Here is an 18859-nt window from a genome sequence, read left to right on the forward strand (position 1 = left end):
AAAGATATAACAAGTGTAGGTTCGTATGGGAAATATGGGTAATAATTAATGGTGAGTAATGTTGAACGGAGGATGATTGAAGATAGGAGGAGCTGAATATGCTAGAAAGTGTGATTGCATTTACTGCGATTGCTCTACTTATAGGTGGGGCGGCATATGGTCTCTATTCTGTATTTCGTTATTTTATCAAAAAGGATATCACGCCATTCCCGATCATATTAGGAGGTTCGATTTTTCTCGCAGGTATTTGGTTGATTTTCATACTCGGAATTCTTGAAACAAATAATCAAGAAGCTGTTACTGATTTTGAAGAAGAGAGCACGGTAGCAGTTACAGAGGACGAGAATGAACCAGAACCGATAATTGAAGCGGAGGAACCTCAAGAGGTCGAAGAAGTTCAAGAACCTTCTGTGGAAGAGTTTTTACAGGAAGTTCAGCCTGAAGATCCGATATCGAACTATGAGGACTATATGGAATTATATGAATTACAAATTAATCGGGGATACACTGTTTATGGTCGGGAGTTTGATGAAGTCACAATCGAGAATCGAAACATCATCGTTGTATATGACGCAGACTCAATTATCGAGGTAGGTGTGAATAAAGATTTAAATCAAGTGAAAAATGCTCATGTCAAAAGGATTCAAGAGGATTTGACGACAACCATTGAAGGTTCATCAGATATGGGGACAGATGCACTTCAACTTGAGAGAGGTTTTGCTGTGGTGGAAAGTAGCTACAACGGATCGAGTAACTTTGCAGTTACACTTCAAAATGCTCAAGGGCAAATGATTGATCTATTAGTGAACGAAATCGGGGAGTATTCAGGAAAGAGTTTTGTTTGGATTGAGGATACGGGAGATTATTATCTAAATATAAACGGTAATCAAGGCAATTGGATAATTAAAGTTATGCAATACCGACCTCTTGAAGTAGCAAATCTACCAGGTGATATAAAAGGAACAGGTGACGATGTAGTCTTTTTTGAAGTTGATAAAGGGTCTTATCAAATTTCGTTTTCGCATAATGGGGACTCTAATTTCGCTGTGACCGTTAACAAGGTTGATTTGTTAGTGAATGAAATAGGAAATTATGAAGGCTCTCAACGCTACTCTTTTGAAGAGTCTAGCATATATGTGTTTGTTGTAACGGCAGATGGGGACTGGAGCATCAACGTTAAAGAATAGTTAAGTTGAGGCTAATTGCGAAATAGTTTAACTTGGACACAGGTATGACAAAATTCTTTCCGATACAGTAATATAGAAGAAACAAGGAATGGAAAAAAGAATCAAAAAGTTTCCTTGAAAAAGAATTGATTCCTACAAATTCATGCGCTACAATCAAGTTACCGAAAGCGCTTTCGGGAAGAGGAGAATAACATGGGTACGATTTATGATTTAGCCAAAAAAACAGGATTCTCAATCACGACAGTGTCCAAAGCGTTGAACAACTACAAAGACGTGAGTGACAAGACGAGAGCGAAGATTCTTCAAGCCGCTGCTGAGATGGACTACTTGCCGAACGCACATGCCCAGTCGTTATCGACAAAAAAATCGTGGGCGATCGGGGTCATGTTCTCAGAAGCAAACGAAGTCGGGATGAAACACCCGTTCTTCAACGGAATCATCGAAAGTTTTCGTCACGCGACAGAGGAGCAAGGCTATGATTTGATCTTCGCCTCGCGTAACCTGCGCAATCGTGACATGAGTTATCTCGAACACTTCAAACACCGTGCGGTCGACGGCATCGTCGTCATCTGCTCGGACCGAATGGATGAGCAAGTTCAGGAGCTCATGCGAAGCGACATCCCAATCGTCGTCGTCGATATGGACAGCGCCAATTGTAGCGTCGTCTATTCCGACAACATCGAAGGGGCACGTCTCGCTGTGAATTACCTCTATGAACTCGGTCATCGGAAAATTGCCCACATCGCTGGGGATGAGACGATTGACGCTGGAGCGGCACGGATCAAAGGATATGAACTTGCGATGCAAGAGCTTAACCTTCCGATTCGATCGGGCTACCTCGTCAACGCCGGCTTCTTCTCGGTTGAGGAAGGCAAGCAAGCGATGGAACGATTGCTTGAACTCGACGATCAACCGACTGCTGTCTTTGTGGCCGGGGATCAGATGGCAATCGGCGTCATCGAAGCGATTCACGAACACGGTCTTCACGTCCCGAATGACATCTCTGTCATCGGATACGACGACATTGAAATGATCCAATATATTACGCCGAAACTGACTACGATTCGCCAAGATACGGATGAAATCGGGGAAGCGGCAGCAGAACTTTTACTTGAACAAATGACCGCGAAAGAGCGACTCACCGAACGTCGCATCATTCCGGTACGCTTAGTAGAACGGGCATCTTGTGCGCCGGTCAAACAGTGATTTATAGCCAATGATATTTCGAAGTCGCTCTCTTTTCTTCAGTGGATGGAGAGGGGAGCGCGATTTCGAAAGTCATTTTTAGAAAAAATCGAAACCGCTTTCGATATTTTATTTCGAACAAACCGAAAGCGCTTTCGACAATTATTTACCTCTTTTTGCAAGCGCTTTCTACTATTACTTATAAAAAGGATGGGAACAACACATGCGTAAACTTGTTAGCTTACTTACCATTGGAGCACTTTCAGTCGGTGTCTTGAGCGCTTGCTCTGACGGCGGCGAAGGATCATCTTCAGAAGGTTCAAAAGATGATGTTCTAAAAATTTGGTCATTCACGGATGAGTTGAAAGAGCCAATCAAAACGTTTGAAGAGCGTAACGGCGTGAAAGTCGAATTGACAATCGTACCGACGGCTGACTACGCAACGAAGTTGAAGCCAGCTCTTGAAAGTGGCGTCGGCGCACCGGACGTCTTCACGGGTGAAATCGCGTTCCTTAAACAATGGATTGACGCTGGATATTGGGAAAACCTTTCGGAAGAACCATACAACGCAGAAGAAGTTTCTGGAGACATCGTTCCTTACGTCTTCGACCTCGGGAAAGACAAGGACGGAAACGTTCGTGCTCTTTCATGGCAAACAACTCCAGGTGGGATCTACTACAAGCGTAGCATTGCAAAAGAAGCGCTCGGTACAGATGACCCGGCTGAAGTCGGCGAAATGATGAGCTCGATGGACGGACTCTTCGAAGTCGGTGAGAAGCTTAAAGATAAAGGCTACAAACTCTTCCCAGACGAAGGTTCAATCCGTTGGTTCGCACAAGGTGATGACCCACAAGCATGGGTGAACGAAGAAAATGAGCTTGTCTTGACTGAAGGGAAACAAAACTACTTCGACTACGCGAAAGAACTTCGTGAAAATAACCTTACTGCCCTCGCACCAGAATGGTCACCATCTTGGTTCGAAGGAATGGACAAACCGATCAAAGTTAAAGAAGGCGGTAAAGAAACGGAAACAGAAGTCTTCTCTTACGTCCTCCCAACTTGGGGTCTCCACGCTGTCTTGAAAGAGAACGCGAAAGACACTGCTGGTGACTGGGCTGTTACAAGCGGACCAAGCCCGTACTTCTGGGGCGGTACATGGGTCGGAATTTACAAAGACTCTAAACATAAAGAAGAAGCTTACGACTTCATCAAACTCATGACACAAGATGAAGAGTTCTTGACTGAATGGGCGAAAGAAACAGGCGACGTCCTCGCATTTAACCCGGTTACAGAAAAAATCAAAACAGACTTCAGCGATGAGTTCCTCGGTGGACAGAACAACTATGAGTTCTTCCTCGGCGAAGCTGAATCAATCAAACCAGGGATTGTTACGAAATACGACCAACAGCTCGACACGCTTTACGGAGCAGCAGTTAACTCTTATGTAGAAGGTAAGAAATCGAAAGACGATGCAATCAAAGAATTCAAGAAACAAGTTAAGAATGCTTACCCAGACATCGTAGTAGACTGACGATGACCAACACGAGGGAGGAATTTCCTCCCTCGGTTCTTATGGAAGGAGAAATACACGTGAAAAAATTAGATCGTTACGGCTATCTGTTCATCGCCCCGTTCTGGGTTGTTTTCTTGACGTTTAGCATTTATCCGGTTTTCTTGACGCTTTACTATAGCTTCACGAACTACACCGGTAGCCCAGGAGAAGAGATTGTCGGATTTGCGAACTATACACGGTTGTTGACGGACACATACTTCATCGAAGCGTTTTTCAACACCATCAAGATTTGGGGAGTCAACTTCGCCTTGCAGATGGGAATGGCACTTTTATTGGCGCTCTTATTCTCAGATCTTCGTTTGAAGCTAAAAGGATTAAACTTCTTCCGTTCATTCTTTTATCTTCCAAACTTGATCACAATCAGCTCGGTCGCGCTTTTGTTCGGTATTTTGCTCGACTGGCAGCACGGTTCACTCAACATGGTGTTGATGAAAATCGGTTTGATCTCAAATCCGATCGACTGGTTGGCAGAACCAGTGACGGCTCAATTATCCGTCTCACTCATCTTGACATGGATGTGGTTCGGTCACTCCTTTATCATCGTGATGGCTGGTGTCTCAGGAATCTCAACGGATTACTTTGAAGCTGCTCACATCGACGGTGCAAACCGTTGGCAAATGTTTACGAAAGTGACGTTGCCGCTTTTGAAGCCAATCCTTCTCTACATCATGATCACATCGCTCATCGGTGGACTTCAATTGTTCGACCTTCCGATGTTGATTACCGATGGAATTGGTTCACCGGACGGTTCGTTGAATACGATGGTGCTTTACTTGTATAACCAAGCCTTCAAATACAACAACTACGGCTACGCATCTGCGGTCGCTTACGGCTTATTCTTGATCACGCTCATCTTCTCGGCGATCGTCTTCAAAGGTATGTTCCGCAACGAACGCGCAACACAGAAGAAGGGGGCGTAAGCGATGGAACAAAATGCAGAAACACGGCGTATGCTTCCTGATAGCGAAGCGCAGCCAAAACGTAAAGAAGACCGTCCACTCAAAGTGGCGCCACCTAAAAAAGAAAAGTCGAAACATCGTGTTATTCGAGGCTTGATCTATGCAAGTTTGACCATTCTTGCAATCATATGCTTCATCCCGTTCTTGATGATGATCATCAACGCGACTCGGACGAACGGAGAAGTCATATCTGGTTTCACCCTGATCCCTGGTAATGCGTTGCTCGATAACTACGCTACCCTCAGCGAGTACATCAACATCTGGACCGGCTTCAAAAACAGCTTGATTATCTCGGTATCGGTGACTGTCCTCTCTGGATACTTCTCGGCACTTACTGCATACGGATTCACGTTCTACAACTTTAAAGGGAAGAATGCGATGTTCATCTTCATGCTCGTCATGATGATGGTACCGGCACAGCTCGGACTCATCGGATTCTACGAAATCTCGAAGACGCTTGGAATTCTCGATTCGTTCATCCCATTGATCGTTCCAGCGATTGCGACACCGTTCACCGTCTTCTTCATCCGTCAGTACACACAAGCGACGCTTCACATCAGCTTGATTGAAGCGGCACGGATTGACGGTGCGAGCGAATTGCGCATTTTCCATACCATTGCGCTCCCGATGATGATGCCAGCCATTGCGACGATGTCGATCTTCACGTTTATCGGCTCGTGGAACAACTACTTGATGCCACTTGTTCTCTTATTCTCTCCTGAGAAATACACGTTGCCTGTCTTGATGGGCTTCTTGAAAGGATCACAAGTCGCAGAAAACCTTGGCGCGCTTTACCTAGGAATCGCGATCTCGGTCGTACCGATCATGATTGCCTTCTTGTTCCTCTCGAAGTACATCGTCAGCAGTATTTCGGCAGGTGCTGTCAAAGAATAAATATAGAGAAAAGAGGAAAACACTATGCATTTTAAGAAAGACTTCGTATTCGGGACAGCCACGTCCTCGTACCAAATTGAAGGCGCACACAACGAAGGAGGACGTACTCCTTCCATCTGGGATATGTTCTGTGACATCGACGGGCGCGTGTTTGAAAAGCATAACGGCGATGTCGCATGTGACCACTACCATCGTTACGAGGAAGACATTCAGCACATCAAAAAGCTAGGTGTCGACACGTACCGATTCTCCATCGCGTGGCCACGAATCTTCCCTGCCAAGGGAGAGTACAACCCAGAAGGTATGGCGTTTTACAAAAACTTGGCGCTGCGTCTCCGCGAAGAAGGAATCAAACCAGCTGTCACGATTTACCACTGGGACCTTCCGATGTGGGCTCACGAAGAAGGTGGCTGGGTCAACCGTGAATCGGTCGACTGGTTCCTCGATTATGCGAAAGTCTGTTTTGAAGAGCTTGATGATATCGTCGACTCTTGGATTACCCACAATGAGCCTTGGTGTGCCGGCTTCCTCGGCTACCACGTCGGTGTTCACGCACCGGGTCATCGTGACATGAACGAAGCGGTACGCGCCGTGCACCACATCTTGTTGTCGCACGGGAAAGCGGTCGAATTGTTGAAGCGAGAGATGAAGTCCACGACCCCGATCGGCATCACTCTCAACTTGTCACCGATGTATGCGAAGACGGATTCGGCGAATGACCGCCTTGCGATGAACAATGCCGACGGGTATTCGAATCGCTGGTTCCTCGATCCGGTCTTCAAAGGCCAATATCCGGTCGACATGATGAACCTGTTCTCCAAATATGTGCATAACTTCGATTTCATCCAATCGGGTGATATGGAGACGATCTCGACATCTTGCGATTTCTTCGGCATCAACTTCTATAGCCGTGGTATTGTCGAGTTCAACGCAGCAAATGATTTCTTGAAGGCAGACGCTTACTCGGACTACGAGAAGACGGGCATGGGCTGGGATATCGCCCCGAACGAATTCAAAGACCTGATCCGTCGTTTACGCGCCGAGTATACTGACCTTCCAATCTACATTACAGAGAACGGCGCCGCATTTGACGACGTGCTGGAGAATGGCGAAGTCCATGACGATAACCGGATCGACTACGTCCGCCAGCACCTCGAAGCTGTCTCTGACTTGAACGATGAAGGCATGAACATTCAAGGCTACTACCTCTGGTCACTCATGGATAACTTCGAATGGAGCTTCGGATACGAGAAGCGCTTCGGAATCCTCTATATCGACTTTGAGACGCAAGAGCGCATCTGGAAAGACAGCGCGAAGTGGTATGCCGGTGTCATCGCCGACCATAAGGCCGAACACGCGGATAGCGTCGAGGCGTAACATGTATCCATCCCTGCCGCTACGGGGATGGATTTTTTTGTGTGCAACGCATACAAGGGGGGAATGCATGAAGTAGAGAGGGAAGGAGGGGAGATGGCAATGGATTATAGAACGGAAAAGGAGCGGGAGGAGGATAAAACGTCCTCTCTCATTATGATTTGGTTAATGTGCTGGTTCATCTATGGACTGCTCTATGGATTGGTTTATTTAAACGTTCTCTTTATCGTATTTGTCCTCTTCTCTTCTTTTTTAGGAGTGAAGGGATTGATTGAACGTGATAAACGAATTAAACGCGAACGGGAAATACGAAAATTAAATGTCGAGATGGATTCGGAGGAAGGGGAAATGTTGATGAAACGTGAATTTTCGACGTATGAGGTAACGGGATATGACGACCAAGGGAAAATCAAGTTCGTTCATTTGAGAGAAGGGGAATTCGTGTTGCCCGTCGAGATCAATGGGGATGACTTACGAAAAATCAAAAAGATGATGGAGCTCAATCCGGGCGTGACCGTGATTGTACATGCAGCGATCGACCAAAGGCGGATGCGATTACTGGAGGTCGACGGATACTCGCTCCGAAAAGACGATATGTAAAACGCCAGCACCTCATAAAGGGCTGGCGTTTGTTTATGGAATCAAGAGGATCTTCCCTTGGCTCTTCCGACTTTCTAAAAAGGCGTGGGCTGATGACCCGTCTGATAAGGCGAACGTCGTTGGCGATGGAACGATGAGTGAACCGTCGTTGATCCAACTGAACAATTCGTGTGACCGACGAATTCGTTCTTCCATTGACGTGAGCACGTTCCATAGGTCCCCACCCGTCAATGTCTTCGAGGTGTCCATGAGCATACGCGGATCGACCGGTTTTGGGTTGCCACCGGCCATGCCGTAGAAGACAACCGTCCCACCGATGCGAGTTGCTTCGAAACTGTCTTCTAATGTCGAGCCGACCGAGTCATAGACGACATCGGCACCACGACCGTCTGTCACGGTACGAATATGTTGAACCCATGCTTCGTCATAGCGATAGGCACGGGCACCATGCGTTTGGATGGTCGCCACTTTTTCATCTGTCGACGTGAGACCGATGACCTGCCCGCCGAGGCGTTGAATCATTTGCGTCAACAACTGACCGACACCGCCAGCGGCTGCGTGAACAACCGCAACGTCATCAGGTTGAATCCGATAGCTATCGTGAACGAGATAATGAGCCGTCAATCCTTGAAGCATGACCGATGCGGCCGTTTCAAATGAAATGGTGTCTGGGAGGGGAATCGCCTTGTCGAGTGGGACAGCGACGAATTCTGCGTTGGCATGCGGGACATCCGCAAAGGCGATTCGATTTCCGACTTGTAACGACGTGACGTTCGCTCCGACCGCCTCGATGACGCCGGCCCCTTCATACCCGAGAATGTATGGAGGTTCTCCGACAAGATGATAATTCCCTTTTCGACGATATACATCGGCATAGTTCAGTCCAATTGCTTTCGTGCGGACCAATACTTCATCGACTTGTGGCATTGGTGTCGGGACCTCTTCATATGTTAAGACATCCGGGCCACCGAACTGATGAAAGACGAGTGCCTTCATGCTGATCACTTCCTTCGTTAGATTCATTCAAACTATAGCATATGGCTCACGATTCGCTTATGATGACGCACAAAAGTCACCGACCATGAAGCGGTTCGGTGACTTCGGTGGATTGACTGATTTTCTTCACGCGTTTCAACACGTCCCGTTTCGGTAAATCCGGGTATTCTTCTTGTATTCGTTCGACACAAGAGACGATTGTTTCCGTACGTAACAGGTGAACGATCTGTTGATCGATTGAATCGAGTTCGAGAGGTACGTCTTCTTTCGAATCCTCCCGATTTAGCCACAACGATGCACCGAATAAGTGGACGAATACAATCGCCATGACGGTGAATGTCGATAAATCGATAGACGGAAAGAAGGCCAGCACGACGTATAGACTGATCCCACTCACCGTTCCGTGAAGAATGGTGTCGATTAGACGCGGTACGTCCCCATGAACAAATGAGCGTAACGCTCCCGTTAGACCATCGACAAAGAAGCTCAAGGTGGTCGATAGCAGATAGAAACAACCGAGCATAGCGAGAGTCGAGACGACCGGGAGCGATGTGTCTTCAAGTAGATAGATGAGAATCACATCGACGGCAAGTAGTGGAGTGAGGACGAGTGCTAGAAGAAACGAGCCCCAACCGAGTCTAGTCACAGCCTTCATGAGACGTGCGCACGATATCGTCCGAGTGCGATGATTGCACAGAAGAGACAGACTGTATGGATCACGACTCCGATGAGCATGGCGTACGGGATGATGGATTGGAAGCCGAGACCGAATGCAAGGGCGGCACTCGATAAGATCATAAAGCTCGCTGTATAATTTCTTACTGTTGTGTTCTGCTTCTTCACATGTACCACAGAGTATCCCGCAATGAGTAAAAAGACGGGAGACAACATGATTGGGTATACCGATTGAAAGACCAATCCGATTACTCCTGAGAGACCAGCGATGACAGCAAATATAGAAGGGTAGTATGCTTTCAAATTTCCAACTCCTTAACTCTTTTCCCTAAATATAACAGCCCTCCTCATTGCTGAGAAGGGCTGTCGTTTTTGTTTCAGGCTGATGCTTTGTCTGCTTCTTCTTGTGCTTTCAATTCTTCACCATACGAGACGCGGTCTTGAATGCGAACGAATGGAAGATACACCGCAACGGCCATAGCGATCGTTGCAATTTGTAAGAGGGCAGCACGCCATCCACCGATCAAGAATCCAGAGATGACTGGAGGTGTCGTCCATGGTACTTGAAGCGCGTTGAACGGCTCGACCCAACCCCAAAGGATGGCAAAGTAAACCATGAATGAAGCGATAGCTGGCACGACAACGAATGGGACGAACATGATCGGGTTGAAGACGATTGGCATCCCGAAGATGACCGGCTCATTGATGTTGAAGATACTTGGTGCAAGTGACAACTTTCCAAGCTGCTTCAAGTGTGCCGAACGTGCGACAATCAGTGTCGCGATAATGAAGCCGATTGTAATCCCTGATCCACCAAGTTTCGTGAACACATCGAGGAATTGAATCGTAACGATTTTTGCGTTCTCGCCAGCGACGAGCGTACCACCAGCATCGATGATCGCTTGGTTTTGAAGCGCGTTCGCTGTGAGAAGAGGTCCCATGATTCCCATGAGGATCGCGGCACCGTGAATTCCACACCACCACATGACAGACATGAGCACCATGATAATGACGGCTCCTGCGAGTGTGTCAGTCAAGTTTTGAAGTGGTGCTTGAAGAACATCATAGATGACTTCTGTGAACGTGCGCTCTGCAACCGCTTGGAAAATTGCGAACGTCGCAACGGCGAGTGAGATGATTGCCAAACCAGGAACAAGTGCAGAGAATGAGTTCGATACGCCTGGTGGAACACCGTCTGGCATTTTAATGCTGATTCCACGTTTGATGAACTGCGAGTAGATAAATCCGACTGTCAATCCAACGATGATGGCAGCGAGGACACCTTGTCCACCTGTCCATACTTTTGGAATGACGCCACCAACGAATTCCCCAGATTCAGACAAGACAGAAGCTTGTGTGATGATGAGGAACGAGATGATTCCAAGGATACCAGCTGGTACGCCTTCGATCTTTTCGTTCTTGACGTATGAGTAAGCGATTCCAAAAACACCGATTAAAGCAAGGATGTCAAACGTCGCACCAACGACTTGCGTGAGCGGGAGTGACCAGTCTGCCCCGAATAGACCTGACATGAAGTCGGCCCAACCTGGAATCGGTAACGCCAGGATGAGAAGGAACAACGATCCGATGATTGTCATCGGCATCGTGAGGATGAACCCGTCCTTAATCGCAAGGACGGGCTTGGCGTTCGCAAAGCGAACAAAAGCAGGGGTGAACTTTTCAAATACTCTTTCTAAGCGGCTCATAGGGGAACCTCCTTATAGGTCTTCAGCGCGCGTGGCGATGATCTCTTTATACCAGTGGAACGACTGTTTCTTCTTCCGTGCGAGACCATTGTTGTGGTCGACGTAGATGAAACCGTATTGTTTCTTATAACCATTTAACCAGCTAAGTAGGTCGATTGCAGACCAAGCATAGTAACCGGCAACGTTGATGCCTTGTTGAACAGCGTGTTTTACTGCACGAAGGTGACCTTCGATGTACTCAATCCGTGGCGTATCCATGATCTCGCCGTCGACGATCGGGTCGACATCACCGAGACCGTTCTCTGTGATATAGATTTTGACGTCGCCGTAACGATCTTTCAACATATGCATGCCATCGAGGAACGCTTCCGGTGAGATTTCCCAATCCCATTTCGTGTACACTTTGTCGTCCATCTTGACTGTCTTGTAGACGCCATCGAACGATGGGTTACCAGGGCGACCTGTCGAGTTCTCACGTCCACCAGCCATGACGAGCGCAGAGTCATTTTTCATGACGCGCTGCGGGCTGTAGTAGTTGAGACCGATAAAGTCATTCATCGGAGCAGTACGTTTCAAGACGTCGAGTTCTTCCTCCGTCATTTCAGGGAGAAGACCTTGTTCATTTAAACCGTTCACGACGTACTCCGGATATTCACCTTTTAAGATTGGATCGTAGAACCAATGTGTCGCATAAGCGTTTGCGTGCATTTCAGCAAACTTGTTCTCTTCTGCGTCATCGATACTGAACGCTGGGTTGAACACGTGTGTGATCCCGATTTCGCCAGTGTGACCGTTTTGTTTGAAGAGCTCGACGGCACGGGCGTGAGCGACGAAGACGTTATGCGTCGTTTGGAAATAACCTTTGACGTCGCCTTCGATGCCTGGCGGGTGTGCGCCTGTTAAGTATCCAAGTGAGCAGAAGATGACCGCTTCGTTGAACGTGATCCAGTGGTTAACACGATCAACGAACGATTGGAAGCAAGTATCCGCGAAACGGACGAATGCGTCAACCGTCTCTTTGTTCTTCCAGCCGCCTTTTTCTTCAAGTGCTTGTGGAAGATCCCAATGGTAGAGCGTGACGAATGGGACGATGTCATGTTTCAAACATTCGTCGATCAAGTTGTTATAGAACTCGAGTCCTTTTTCGTTCACTTCACCCGTACCGTTCGGGAAGACACGTGGCCATGAGATCGAGAAGCGATACGATTCGAGTCCCATCTCCGCCATGAGCGCGATGTCTTCTTTATAACGATGGTAATGGTCGACTGCGACGTCGCCGTTTGTGTTTTCAAATGTCTTACCAGGAATTTTCGAGAAGACGTCCCAGTTCGAGAGGCCTTTCCCGTCCTCGTTCCATGCGCCTTCGACCTGGTAAGAGGCCGAAGCAGCGCCGAACAAGAAATCTTTAGGCATTTTCAAAGTAGTCACCTCAGTTTATTTATTTACAAGTTTCAATGAGTGGTCTAATACTTTCGCACCGTTCATCATGCCGTAGTCGACTGTGTTGATGACGTCGATTGGAACACCTTTTGGTTCACAGATTTGCTTTCCTTTTGAAAGGAGGTACTTCACTTGTGGTCCGAGAAGTGCAACGTCGATGTTGTCAACGTAAGTTTCCATCTCTGATTCTGGATAAGCTGCGATTTCAGCTTCGATGCCACGTTCAGAGGCAACCGCTTTCATTTTTTCTACTAACATACTTGTTGACATTCCTGCCGCACAGAAGAGTCCGATTTTAATCATTTTTGATCCATTCCTTTCAATTCATTGATTTCGTTTTGCATGTTCATCATATATCCAAGCATTTCTTTGACGAGAATCGTGTTCATCAAGTGATCTTGCGCGTGCACCATGAGGACACCGACCGTTGCCGATTTACCTTGTGCTTCGAGCGTCACGAATTTCGTTTGAATCGCATGTGCTTCTTTTAATGTCGCGTCACCAGCAACGACTGCTGCCTCGGCTTCTTCTTTTTTTCCTTCTTGCATGAGGAGCATCGCTTGATGGTAGCTCGCTTTGGCGTCACCCGAGAGGGCGATGAGACCGAAAATATCTTCCGGTGAGATTTCAATTGTTTCCGAAACCATAATATCTCTCCTTTTTGTATGGATAACTGAAATTCATAGGTACAAATTATTTTCTACATGTTGATAGTAGCACGAAAGCGTTTTCGTGTAAACCCTTACTTTTTAGTAAATGGCATAAAAAAATGCGCGCGAGAAAAGCATCTCTCGGGCGCGTTTAGGACTTGATGTTCGAGACTTTGAGCATTTTGACATGTTTAAAATGATGGGTGGAACGAGAGACGTCGAAGATTTGTCCGTTTGTTAAGTAAACGGTGTTATCGACAATCAAAGCAGGGTCGTTCTCTTTCAGGTCGAGCAGGCTAGCTGAGTCTGCATCGAGGAAATCCGCATAAATGACACGATCAGCAAATCCGATGGCGAGCTTTTGATCGTTTCGTAAATACGTATAGATCGACTTTTGAACGATGTTTTCGTCTAAGTAGATAACGAGCTCTTTTCGGAAGTACGAATCCTCTACCGAGAACGGATGATCATCGACGAGACGTAGCCGTTTCACGAAATAGACGGGTGTACCAATTGGGCACTTCATCCGCTCCGCGACTTCATCGTTCGCGACCGTCTGTTCGAAATGTAAGACGCGCGTCTCGACTTTCCGACCACTGAAGTCACTCGTGAGACCTTGGAGTTTTTCAAGATTGATGTAATCACTATTGTAGTGGTCGCGGACGAAGACGCCACTCCCTTGAACTTGATAGACATATCCTTTGTTGACGAGAATTTCGATCGCTTTTCGGACCGTGTTGCGGCTGACACCGTATTTATTGGCGTACTCATCCTCGGTCAATAGTTTATTCGTATGTTGGTAGACATGATTGACAATGTCTGATTCAATCTGACTCGCAACTTGCTTGTACTTCGGAGACATACAGTTCTACACCTTTCACAAAAAAATTTGTAGGAATGAATTTGCTACCAGTATAGCAGATAACCTTTGTAAGCGGATACGTTTCATTTATCAATTGTTGAAAAAAGTCGAACGATTCATTGAGGGAATATTCGGAAAATGTGAAACAATAATAAGAAATCATACGTATAAGAGAAATAGATGCTGTAAAGAAAGGATGTTTGTTAAGTGAACGATCAAAATCGGCTTGTACAAGAAGATACATGGTGGAAGTCACCACTTCGAATAAAATATGTTTCGTTTGTGTTTATACTTATGGCGCTTGCTGTGTCGTACTTCGAAGGTAGTGCATGGCTGACAGTCCCGCTTATTATTCTAGGAGTTACGATGATTGGGTTAGACGTTAGCAAGTATCAGAAACACCGTACACATGTAAGCGGAAAAATCAAAGTGAAGTCTCTAAAATGGGAACTCATTTATGATTTGGTGGATTCAGCAATCCTTATTGTAATCACGGTAGCTCTTCTCTTTATGCAAATTGATACATTGACAATTTTCATTGTGCTTACCTTGTGGGTGGTGTTCGGTCAAACTTTCCAAAAACAATTCGGTGAACGCATGCCTTCGGTGGAGCAATCCGAGAAACAACGGTTGAAGAGATGAATGAACGCATGACAAAAGAGCAGGCATGGAAACGTTTATTCGACCAATGGATTTTCGGCCTGTTTGGAACATTCGTAGTACTGATGTTACCGATCAGCTTATTGACCGATGAGCTCACATGGGGCGTGCTGTATATCGCCTGTACGCTCATTCCGCTAAATATCTTATACGTGAAGCGATATCGGATACGTTTGGGGTTTCAACCAGAATTGAAAGGGTTGTATCGTCGTCAGCTTGCTCGGGACGTGATTAATAGTGTTGCCTGTTTTCTCGCATTGAATCATCAAATATTGTTTACCTCAAACGTGGCGTATATGTGTGTCACGGTGTTCATCGGTGGCGCAGTGTTATGGACGTGGAAGGTGGAGACACAGACGAAACGACAAGATACAGCGTATATGCATCTAGACAAGGAGGCGATATAGGTGGAGCAAGATGTAAAGTGGGTGCAACGGATGCGACGTTATGCCGTACCCATCTTGATTCTGTATGTCACGGCCGTCATTGTCGCTCTCTTGTTAGAGAAAATGTGGCTCATTCCCATCATGGTGTCGGTCTCTGTAATCATCGTCGTGATGGGTTTTCAAGAGATGCGCATCATGTGGCGAATGACAAAACATCAGAAAGCGCATCGAATCCTCATTTTTCAATATCTATTCGAATGGGTGGATGCGATGTTGTTGACGACACTCATGGTGACCCTGCTGACGTCAGAAGAATTTGGTCTCGTGATTGGTCTCTTTTTTGGAATATGGGGAGTATTAAGTCCGTTCCGCCAGAAGTGGTTCACAAAGCAACTTAAACAAATCGATCCAGAATTACCGACGTATGAGGAAGTGATTGAAAGGAGGGTCTTGCATGAATCGTCAAGTTGAACTCACAGTAGCGCATGCTAAACAATTTGATAGGTTCTTTGGTTGGCCCGTACTCTTTATTTTTTTAATCTCGTTCATCGTGATGTTACGGACACAGGCGACGTGGGTCATCCCGGTCATGTTGGTCGTGTCCATGGGCGTGGCTTATAAAGGATACATGGAATATCGAGTCATCCGCCATTTTGCCGAACATCAAGCGGTCGTTCGCGTATTACGCTATCGACTCATTGATTGTTGGATTGGTGCCGTTTCTTTATTTGCACTGTTCATCCCGATGTATATAAACGAAGATGCCTTCATCCTGATTGGCGGAATCGTCGCCCTTTGGGGGTTGACGAAATCGTATCGAGAGAAGAAGTGGAAAGAGCGAATCCATGCACATCAGTCAAAGCTACCGACGTATGAAGAAGTGTTGGAAGGGAGAGATGACGTATGGAATTATCACCAAAAGTAAAATCGCAAATCGATACGATTTTAAAAGTAGACCGCTGGACCGGATGGGGTGTCGGAATCATCGGAATCGGGCTTGTTGTCAGTTTTTTGATTTACGCCTCGTATTGGACACTCTCAGACGGGGTCGTCACGGGAGCATTATATGCGGTGCTCGCTGTCGTGTTGACAGGTATTTTTGTTCGATACCAGATGTGGCTGCGTTTCGTGAAGAATCAAACGGCACGTAACCTCTTATCGTTCAAAATGATGGCACACACGCTCGCCTTGACCGGTGTCGGGATTTACGGACTTTTTTACTTCACGAGTGAAACGACAGGTCCACAATCATTCCGTGTGTTCCTCCTTTCGCAGCTGACGTTTTTCGGGATTGAATACTTGGCGAAACGGTTCGACCGCGTTATTCAGTCCTATGATGAGAACTATTTGACGGATAAAGATTTAAAAGAAATTCGTGAGGTCCGTGAATACGAGAAGGAGCAACGTCGTGAACAAACGTAATCAAATGAGAGAGCTCGCCAGGGTTGAGTCTGAGAAGAATAGGGTCTTCACTTTTCTGTCGTGGATGATCTGTATTTCGCTGTTTGTTGCGACTGAAAAAGGATGGGTGTCAGTAGAAACTGTTCTTTTGATTGGTCAATTTGCGGGCCTATTTGCGATTAAAAAATCTTGGAAGAAAGAAACGATTCAATTGAAATATTTAACGAGTCGAGACGCCAAACGTCACATACACTTGATGTCGATTTTTAATTTTTTGACGTTCCCGATTTTGTTAATCCTCATGTTCGGATGGATCACGAAACAAATTGAGACACCTTACTTTATCGGGTTGATGGTCACTGGAGGTGTCATATCAGTCATCGGACATAAATGGTATGAGCGATATATGGTTCGTCTTGATGAGAACTATGTCACGGAACGAGAGTTAAAAGAAGAACAAAAGTGGGGGAGCGCGTGACTCACTCTAGAAAGTAGGAATATGAAGTGAGGATTGCGACATATAACATTTGGAACAATGAAACGTTATGGCAAGAGCGAATCGAAGCGATTTGCCAAGAAGTAAAACGAATCGACGCGGATGTGATTGCCCTGCAAGAAGTTCGCTCTGATGAACAGGGCAGTGTAGCTCATGACATTGCTGAACAAACAGGATATCCGTTCTGCGTCTTTCATCCGTATCCCGATTCACCGGACGAAGGACTCGCTTTTTTGAGTAAAGTTCCCTTGTCTTCAGTTGAAGCAATTTGGGAAAAGGGTGTGGAAGAGTGTCACTTTTGTGCGACACGAGTGACGCTTGAGCGGGGAAGTCAGGAGTGGGGCATCACCAACGTACATCTGAACTGGCGCTCTCCTTCGATTCGAGAACGTCAGATGAGAGCGGTTCAAGACTGGTTAAGCAAAGGATGCCAGAAGTTGATCGAAGTGTTGTGTGGAGATTTCAATGATCACCCTCAATCCACTATCTATCATGACTTATCGGATGTAGGGTGGCGGGACGTGACGACGTTTGTTGCGGAAGAGCCACTGCCGACGCTAGACGTAAAACAGAATCCGTACTTACAATCTTCTCATCTTACGCAGCCTGAACGATACGATTGGATTCTGATCCGTTCCGAGTGGAAAGATGTTGAGATCCAGGATGTCAACGTGTTCGGGGACATGCAAACGGGTACCGACATTGTACCGAGTGATCATTACGGTGTGATGGTCGACTTCACCGTGAAATAATTAGGAGGATGTGCTGTTGCACGTCCTTTTTTATTTGAACAACCGAGCGATGAACCCCACACATGCCGCAAAGGGAAGGAGTAGAAGAAGCCCGAGCCATTGATCTCGCCAGACGACAAACCAGAAAGCGGCTTGTAGACAGAGGATGGCAACTGCGGCAAAGATCACGAATAAAAATGCTTTCTTACGTGTGGAGCGGTCGTCCCACCAGTCTTTGAAGTAAGGAAAACTGCATAAGAATGCCATGGCCATGAAAAAAATCGCAGGAAACAACATGACGTCTCCTAACGTGCTATTCCCTTCAAATTCGAGCCACCTGGATAAGACGGATAACAGTATGCCGATCAATAGGAAGATGCCACCCATGTGTTTCCCCTCATTTCTTTACTCGTTACTTGTATCATGCCCGTTCTATCCCCACTCGAAAACCTGATGAACGGATGGCTTTTTAGTGAAAGTGGTGACTTTTACATGAACGGTAAAAAAGTATTGAACGACTATTTTTACGATTCCACTATCCAACACATCTTGTACTCGATAGCATGAAAGCGTATCTGGAGAAACGGCTGGATATGAGATAAAAGCGCCAGAACTCTGCGGAGTTGACGAGGACGAAGGTGATCGAGGAATTCGGCGGATGCCTTCCAGTAGCGTGTCACGACTGAGAGAGTCTCGATAAAACGCTCGGGCGACCGGACGGACAAAGCGAGACTTGATGACATCACTCTAAAAAGCCCGTTTCCTTTTTCGAGAAATCGAAGAATAGAGGAGATTTGTTTATGTGTGGAATCGTAGGGATGATCGGACAAGTTGGAACGAAAGAGATTTTATTGAAAGGACTTGAAAAGCTCGAGTACCGTGGTTATGACTCGGCAGGGATTGCCTTGGTCGGTGATGACGTTCGTATATTCAAAGAAGTTGGACGAATCCAAGCACTCCGTGACATCGTATCGGCTGACGCAGAAGGAACGATCGGAATCGGCCACACACGTTGGGCGACACACGGGGTACCGAGCGTACCGAACGCCCACCCGCACCAAAGTACGACAGGACGCTTCACGCT

The 18859-nt window shown here is 46.6% G+C and carries 23 protein-coding genes and 1 pseudogene; 15 read left to right on the forward strand and 9 right to left on the reverse strand.

Annotated features, from left to right (window positions below; all coding sequences use genetic code 11):
* The first annotated feature begins 98 nt into the window (after positions 1-98).
* The 7 genes from KNO75_RS13530 (at position 99) to KNO75_RS13560 (ending at position 7772) form a co-directional block, all read left to right on the forward strand.
* Positions 99-1187, forward strand: coding sequence for a hypothetical protein (locus KNO75_RS13530; protein WP_214822367.1), 1089 nt, complete (start codon positions 99-101; stop codon positions 1185-1187).
* A 192-nt stretch (positions 1188-1379) separates the two neighbouring features.
* Entirely contained in the window at positions 1380-2393 is a 1014-nt protein-coding gene (locus KNO75_RS13535) for a LacI family DNA-binding transcriptional regulator (RefSeq protein WP_214822369.1), read from the forward strand.
* 202 nt (positions 2394-2595) lie between these two features.
* Positions 2596-3903 carry an ABC transporter substrate-binding protein gene (locus KNO75_RS13540; RefSeq protein WP_214822371.1) on the forward strand — a complete coding sequence of 436 codons (1308 nt, stop codon included), beginning with the start codon at positions 2596-2598 and terminating at the stop codon, positions 3901-3903.
* A gap of 59 nt (positions 3904-3962) precedes the next feature.
* Positions 3963-4865 carry a carbohydrate ABC transporter permease gene (locus tag KNO75_RS13545; RefSeq protein WP_214696921.1) on the forward strand — a complete coding sequence of 301 codons (903 nt, stop codon included), beginning with the start codon at positions 3963-3965 and terminating at the stop codon, positions 4863-4865.
* Between the two features lie 3 nt (positions 4866-4868).
* Positions 4869-5798 (forward strand): carbohydrate ABC transporter permease, encoded by a 930-nt coding sequence (locus KNO75_RS13550; RefSeq protein WP_214814683.1) that lies wholly within the window; start codon positions 4869-4871, stop codon positions 5796-5798.
* Between the two features lie 24 nt (positions 5799-5822).
* Positions 5823-7175, forward strand: a complete 1353-nt coding sequence (locus KNO75_RS13555) for a GH1 family beta-glucosidase (RefSeq protein WP_214790949.1) — start codon at positions 5823-5825, stop codon at positions 7173-7175.
* A gap of 99 nt (positions 7176-7274) precedes the next feature.
* Positions 7275-7772, forward strand: a complete 498-nt coding sequence (locus tag KNO75_RS13560; protein WP_214822373.1) for a hypothetical protein — start codon at positions 7275-7277, stop codon at positions 7770-7772.
* A 33-nt stretch (positions 7773-7805) separates the two neighbouring features.
* On the opposite strand, the gene KNO75_RS13565 is transcribed toward KNO75_RS13560, so the two are convergent.
* The 8 genes from KNO75_RS13565 to KNO75_RS13600 all read right to left on the reverse strand — a co-directional run bounded on the left by KNO75_RS13565 (position 7806) and on the right by KNO75_RS13600 (position 14101).
* Complete coding sequence (locus KNO75_RS13565; protein ID WP_214822375.1) at positions 7806-8768, reverse strand: quinone oxidoreductase family protein; 963 nt, start codon at positions 8766-8768, stop codon at positions 7806-7808.
* Between the two features lie 76 nt (positions 8769-8844).
* The gene (locus KNO75_RS13570; RefSeq protein ID WP_214822377.1) at positions 8845-9423 is read right to left on the reverse strand and encodes a hypothetical protein; all 579 of its coding nucleotides are present in this window, start codon (positions 9421-9423) and stop codon (positions 8845-8847) included.
* Entirely contained in the window at positions 9420-9746 is a 327-nt protein-coding gene (locus KNO75_RS13575) for a hypothetical protein (RefSeq protein WP_214822378.1), read from the reverse strand. The genes KNO75_RS13570 and KNO75_RS13575 overlap by 4 nt, the downstream gene beginning before the upstream one ends.
* A gap of 74 nt (positions 9747-9820) precedes the next feature.
* A complete protein-coding gene (locus tag KNO75_RS13580) occupies positions 9821-11149 on the reverse strand; it encodes a PTS sugar transporter subunit IIC (protein ID WP_214696903.1) in 1329 nt (442 codons plus the stop codon).
* A gap of 12 nt (positions 11150-11161) precedes the next feature.
* Positions 11162-12568, reverse strand: coding sequence for a GH1 family beta-glucosidase (locus KNO75_RS13585; RefSeq protein ID WP_214822379.1), 1407 nt, complete (start codon positions 12566-12568; stop codon positions 11162-11164).
* Positions 12569-12583: 15 nt separating this feature from the next.
* A complete protein-coding gene (locus tag KNO75_RS13590; RefSeq protein ID WP_015880671.1) occupies positions 12584-12892 on the reverse strand; it encodes a PTS sugar transporter subunit IIB in 309 nt (102 codons plus the stop codon).
* Complete coding sequence (locus tag KNO75_RS13595; protein ID WP_214696899.1) at positions 12889-13236, reverse strand: PTS lactose/cellobiose transporter subunit IIA; 348 nt, start codon at positions 13234-13236, stop codon at positions 12889-12891. The genes KNO75_RS13590 and KNO75_RS13595 overlap by 4 nt, the downstream gene beginning before the upstream one ends.
* Before the next feature lie 154 nt (positions 13237-13390).
* Positions 13391-14101, reverse strand: a complete 711-nt coding sequence (locus tag KNO75_RS13600) for a GntR family transcriptional regulator (protein WP_214814677.1) — start codon at positions 14099-14101, stop codon at positions 13391-13393.
* 207 nt (positions 14102-14308) lie between these two features.
* Here KNO75_RS13600 and KNO75_RS13605 point away from each other — a divergent pair, with 207 nt between their 5' ends.
* Genes KNO75_RS13605 through KNO75_RS13635 form a run of 7 tightly spaced genes read left to right on the forward strand, consistent with a single transcriptional unit; the run spans position 14309 to position 17796 of the window.
* Entirely contained in the window at positions 14309-14743 is a 435-nt protein-coding gene (locus tag KNO75_RS13605) for a hypothetical protein (RefSeq protein WP_214822380.1), read from the forward strand.
* Positions 14744-14751: 8 nt separating this feature from the next.
* Positions 14752-15168, forward strand: coding sequence for a hypothetical protein (locus KNO75_RS13610; protein ID WP_214822382.1), 417 nt, complete (start codon positions 14752-14754; stop codon positions 15166-15168).
* Positions 15169-15618, forward strand: a complete 450-nt coding sequence (locus tag KNO75_RS13615; protein ID WP_214822384.1) for a hypothetical protein — start codon at positions 15169-15171, stop codon at positions 15616-15618. It begins immediately after the preceding gene.
* Positions 15602-16072, forward strand: coding sequence for a hypothetical protein (locus KNO75_RS13620; protein ID WP_214822386.1), 471 nt, complete (start codon positions 15602-15604; stop codon positions 16070-16072). Before KNO75_RS13615 ends, KNO75_RS13620 begins: the two co-directional genes overlap by 17 nt.
* Positions 16051-16569, forward strand: coding sequence for a hypothetical protein (locus KNO75_RS13625; protein WP_214818696.1), 519 nt, complete (start codon positions 16051-16053; stop codon positions 16567-16569). The genes KNO75_RS13620 and KNO75_RS13625 overlap by 22 nt, the downstream gene beginning before the upstream one ends.
* Positions 16556-17026, forward strand: coding sequence for a hypothetical protein (locus KNO75_RS13630; RefSeq protein ID WP_214822388.1), 471 nt, complete (start codon positions 16556-16558; stop codon positions 17024-17026). Before KNO75_RS13625 ends, KNO75_RS13630 begins: the two co-directional genes overlap by 14 nt.
* A gap of 26 nt (positions 17027-17052) precedes the next feature.
* Positions 17053-17796: an endonuclease/exonuclease/phosphatase family protein gene (locus KNO75_RS13635; RefSeq protein ID WP_214822390.1), complete on the forward strand. Its 744-nt coding sequence runs from the start codon at positions 17053-17055 to the stop codon at positions 17794-17796.
* Positions 17797-17826: 30 nt separating this feature from the next.
* Here KNO75_RS13635 and KNO75_RS13640 read toward each other — a convergent pair whose 3' ends face one another.
* Entirely contained in the window at positions 17827-18162 is a 336-nt protein-coding gene (locus tag KNO75_RS13640; protein WP_214822392.1) for a hypothetical protein, read from the reverse strand.
* A gap of 413 nt (positions 18163-18575) precedes the next feature.
* Between KNO75_RS13640 and KNO75_RS13645 the strand changes: the two are divergent.
* Positions 18576-18859: pseudogene (locus KNO75_RS13645) on the forward strand (glutamine--fructose-6-phosphate transaminase (isomerizing)); the annotation flags it as partial.

It is taken from the genome of Exiguobacterium sp. s35 (genome assembly GCF_018617535.1).
Taxonomy (GTDB): domain Bacteria; phylum Bacillota; class Bacilli; order Exiguobacteriales; family Exiguobacteriaceae; genus Exiguobacterium; species Exiguobacterium aestuarii.

Coding starts and splice junctions, on each gene's coding strand:
- KNO75_RS13530 (WP_214822367.1), top strand. CDS start 99: ATGCTAGAAAGTGTGATTGCATTTACTGCGATTGCTCTACTTATAGGT.
- KNO75_RS13535 (WP_214822369.1), top strand. CDS start 1,380: ATGGGTACGATTTATGATTTAGCCAAAAAAACAGGATTCTCAATCACG.
- KNO75_RS13540 (WP_214822371.1), top strand. CDS start 2,596: ATGCGTAAACTTGTTAGCTTACTTACCATTGGAGCACTTTCAGTCGGT.
- KNO75_RS13550 (WP_214814683.1), top strand. CDS start 4,869: ATGGAACAAAATGCAGAAACACGGCGTATGCTTCCTGATAGCGAAGCG.
- KNO75_RS13555 (WP_214790949.1), top strand. CDS start 5,823: ATGCATTTTAAGAAAGACTTCGTATTCGGGACAGCCACGTCCTCGTAC.
- KNO75_RS13560 (WP_214822373.1), top strand. CDS start 7,275: ATGGATTATAGAACGGAAAAGGAGCGGGAGGAGGATAAAACGTCCTCT.
- KNO75_RS13565 (WP_214822375.1), bottom strand. CDS start 8,768: ATGAAGGCACTCGTCTTTCATCAGTTCGGTGGCCCGGATGTCTTAACA.
- KNO75_RS13570 (WP_214822377.1), bottom strand. CDS start 9,423: ATGAAGGCTGTGACTAGACTCGGTTGGGGCTCGTTTCTTCTAGCACTC.
- KNO75_RS13580 (WP_214696903.1), bottom strand. CDS start 11,149: ATGAGCCGCTTAGAAAGAGTATTTGAAAAGTTCACCCCTGCTTTTGTT.
- KNO75_RS13590 (WP_015880671.1), bottom strand. CDS start 12,892: ATGATTAAAATCGGACTCTTCTGTGCGGCAGGAATGTCAACAAGTATG.
- KNO75_RS13595 (WP_214696899.1), bottom strand. CDS start 13,236: ATGGTTTCGGAAACAATTGAAATCTCACCGGAAGATATTTTCGGTCTC.
- KNO75_RS13600 (WP_214814677.1), bottom strand. CDS start 14,101: ATGTCTCCGAAGTACAAGCAAGTTGCGAGTCAGATTGAATCAGACATT.
- KNO75_RS13610 (WP_214822382.1), top strand. CDS start 14,752: ATGACAAAAGAGCAGGCATGGAAACGTTTATTCGACCAATGGATTTTC.
- KNO75_RS13620 (WP_214822386.1), top strand. CDS start 15,602: ATGAATCGTCAAGTTGAACTCACAGTAGCGCATGCTAAACAATTTGAT.
- KNO75_RS13625 (WP_214818696.1), top strand. CDS start 16,051: ATGGAATTATCACCAAAAGTAAAATCGCAAATCGATACGATTTTAAAA.
- KNO75_RS13640 (WP_214822392.1), bottom strand. CDS start 18,162: ATGGGTGGCATCTTCCTATTGATCGGCATACTGTTATCCGTCTTATCC.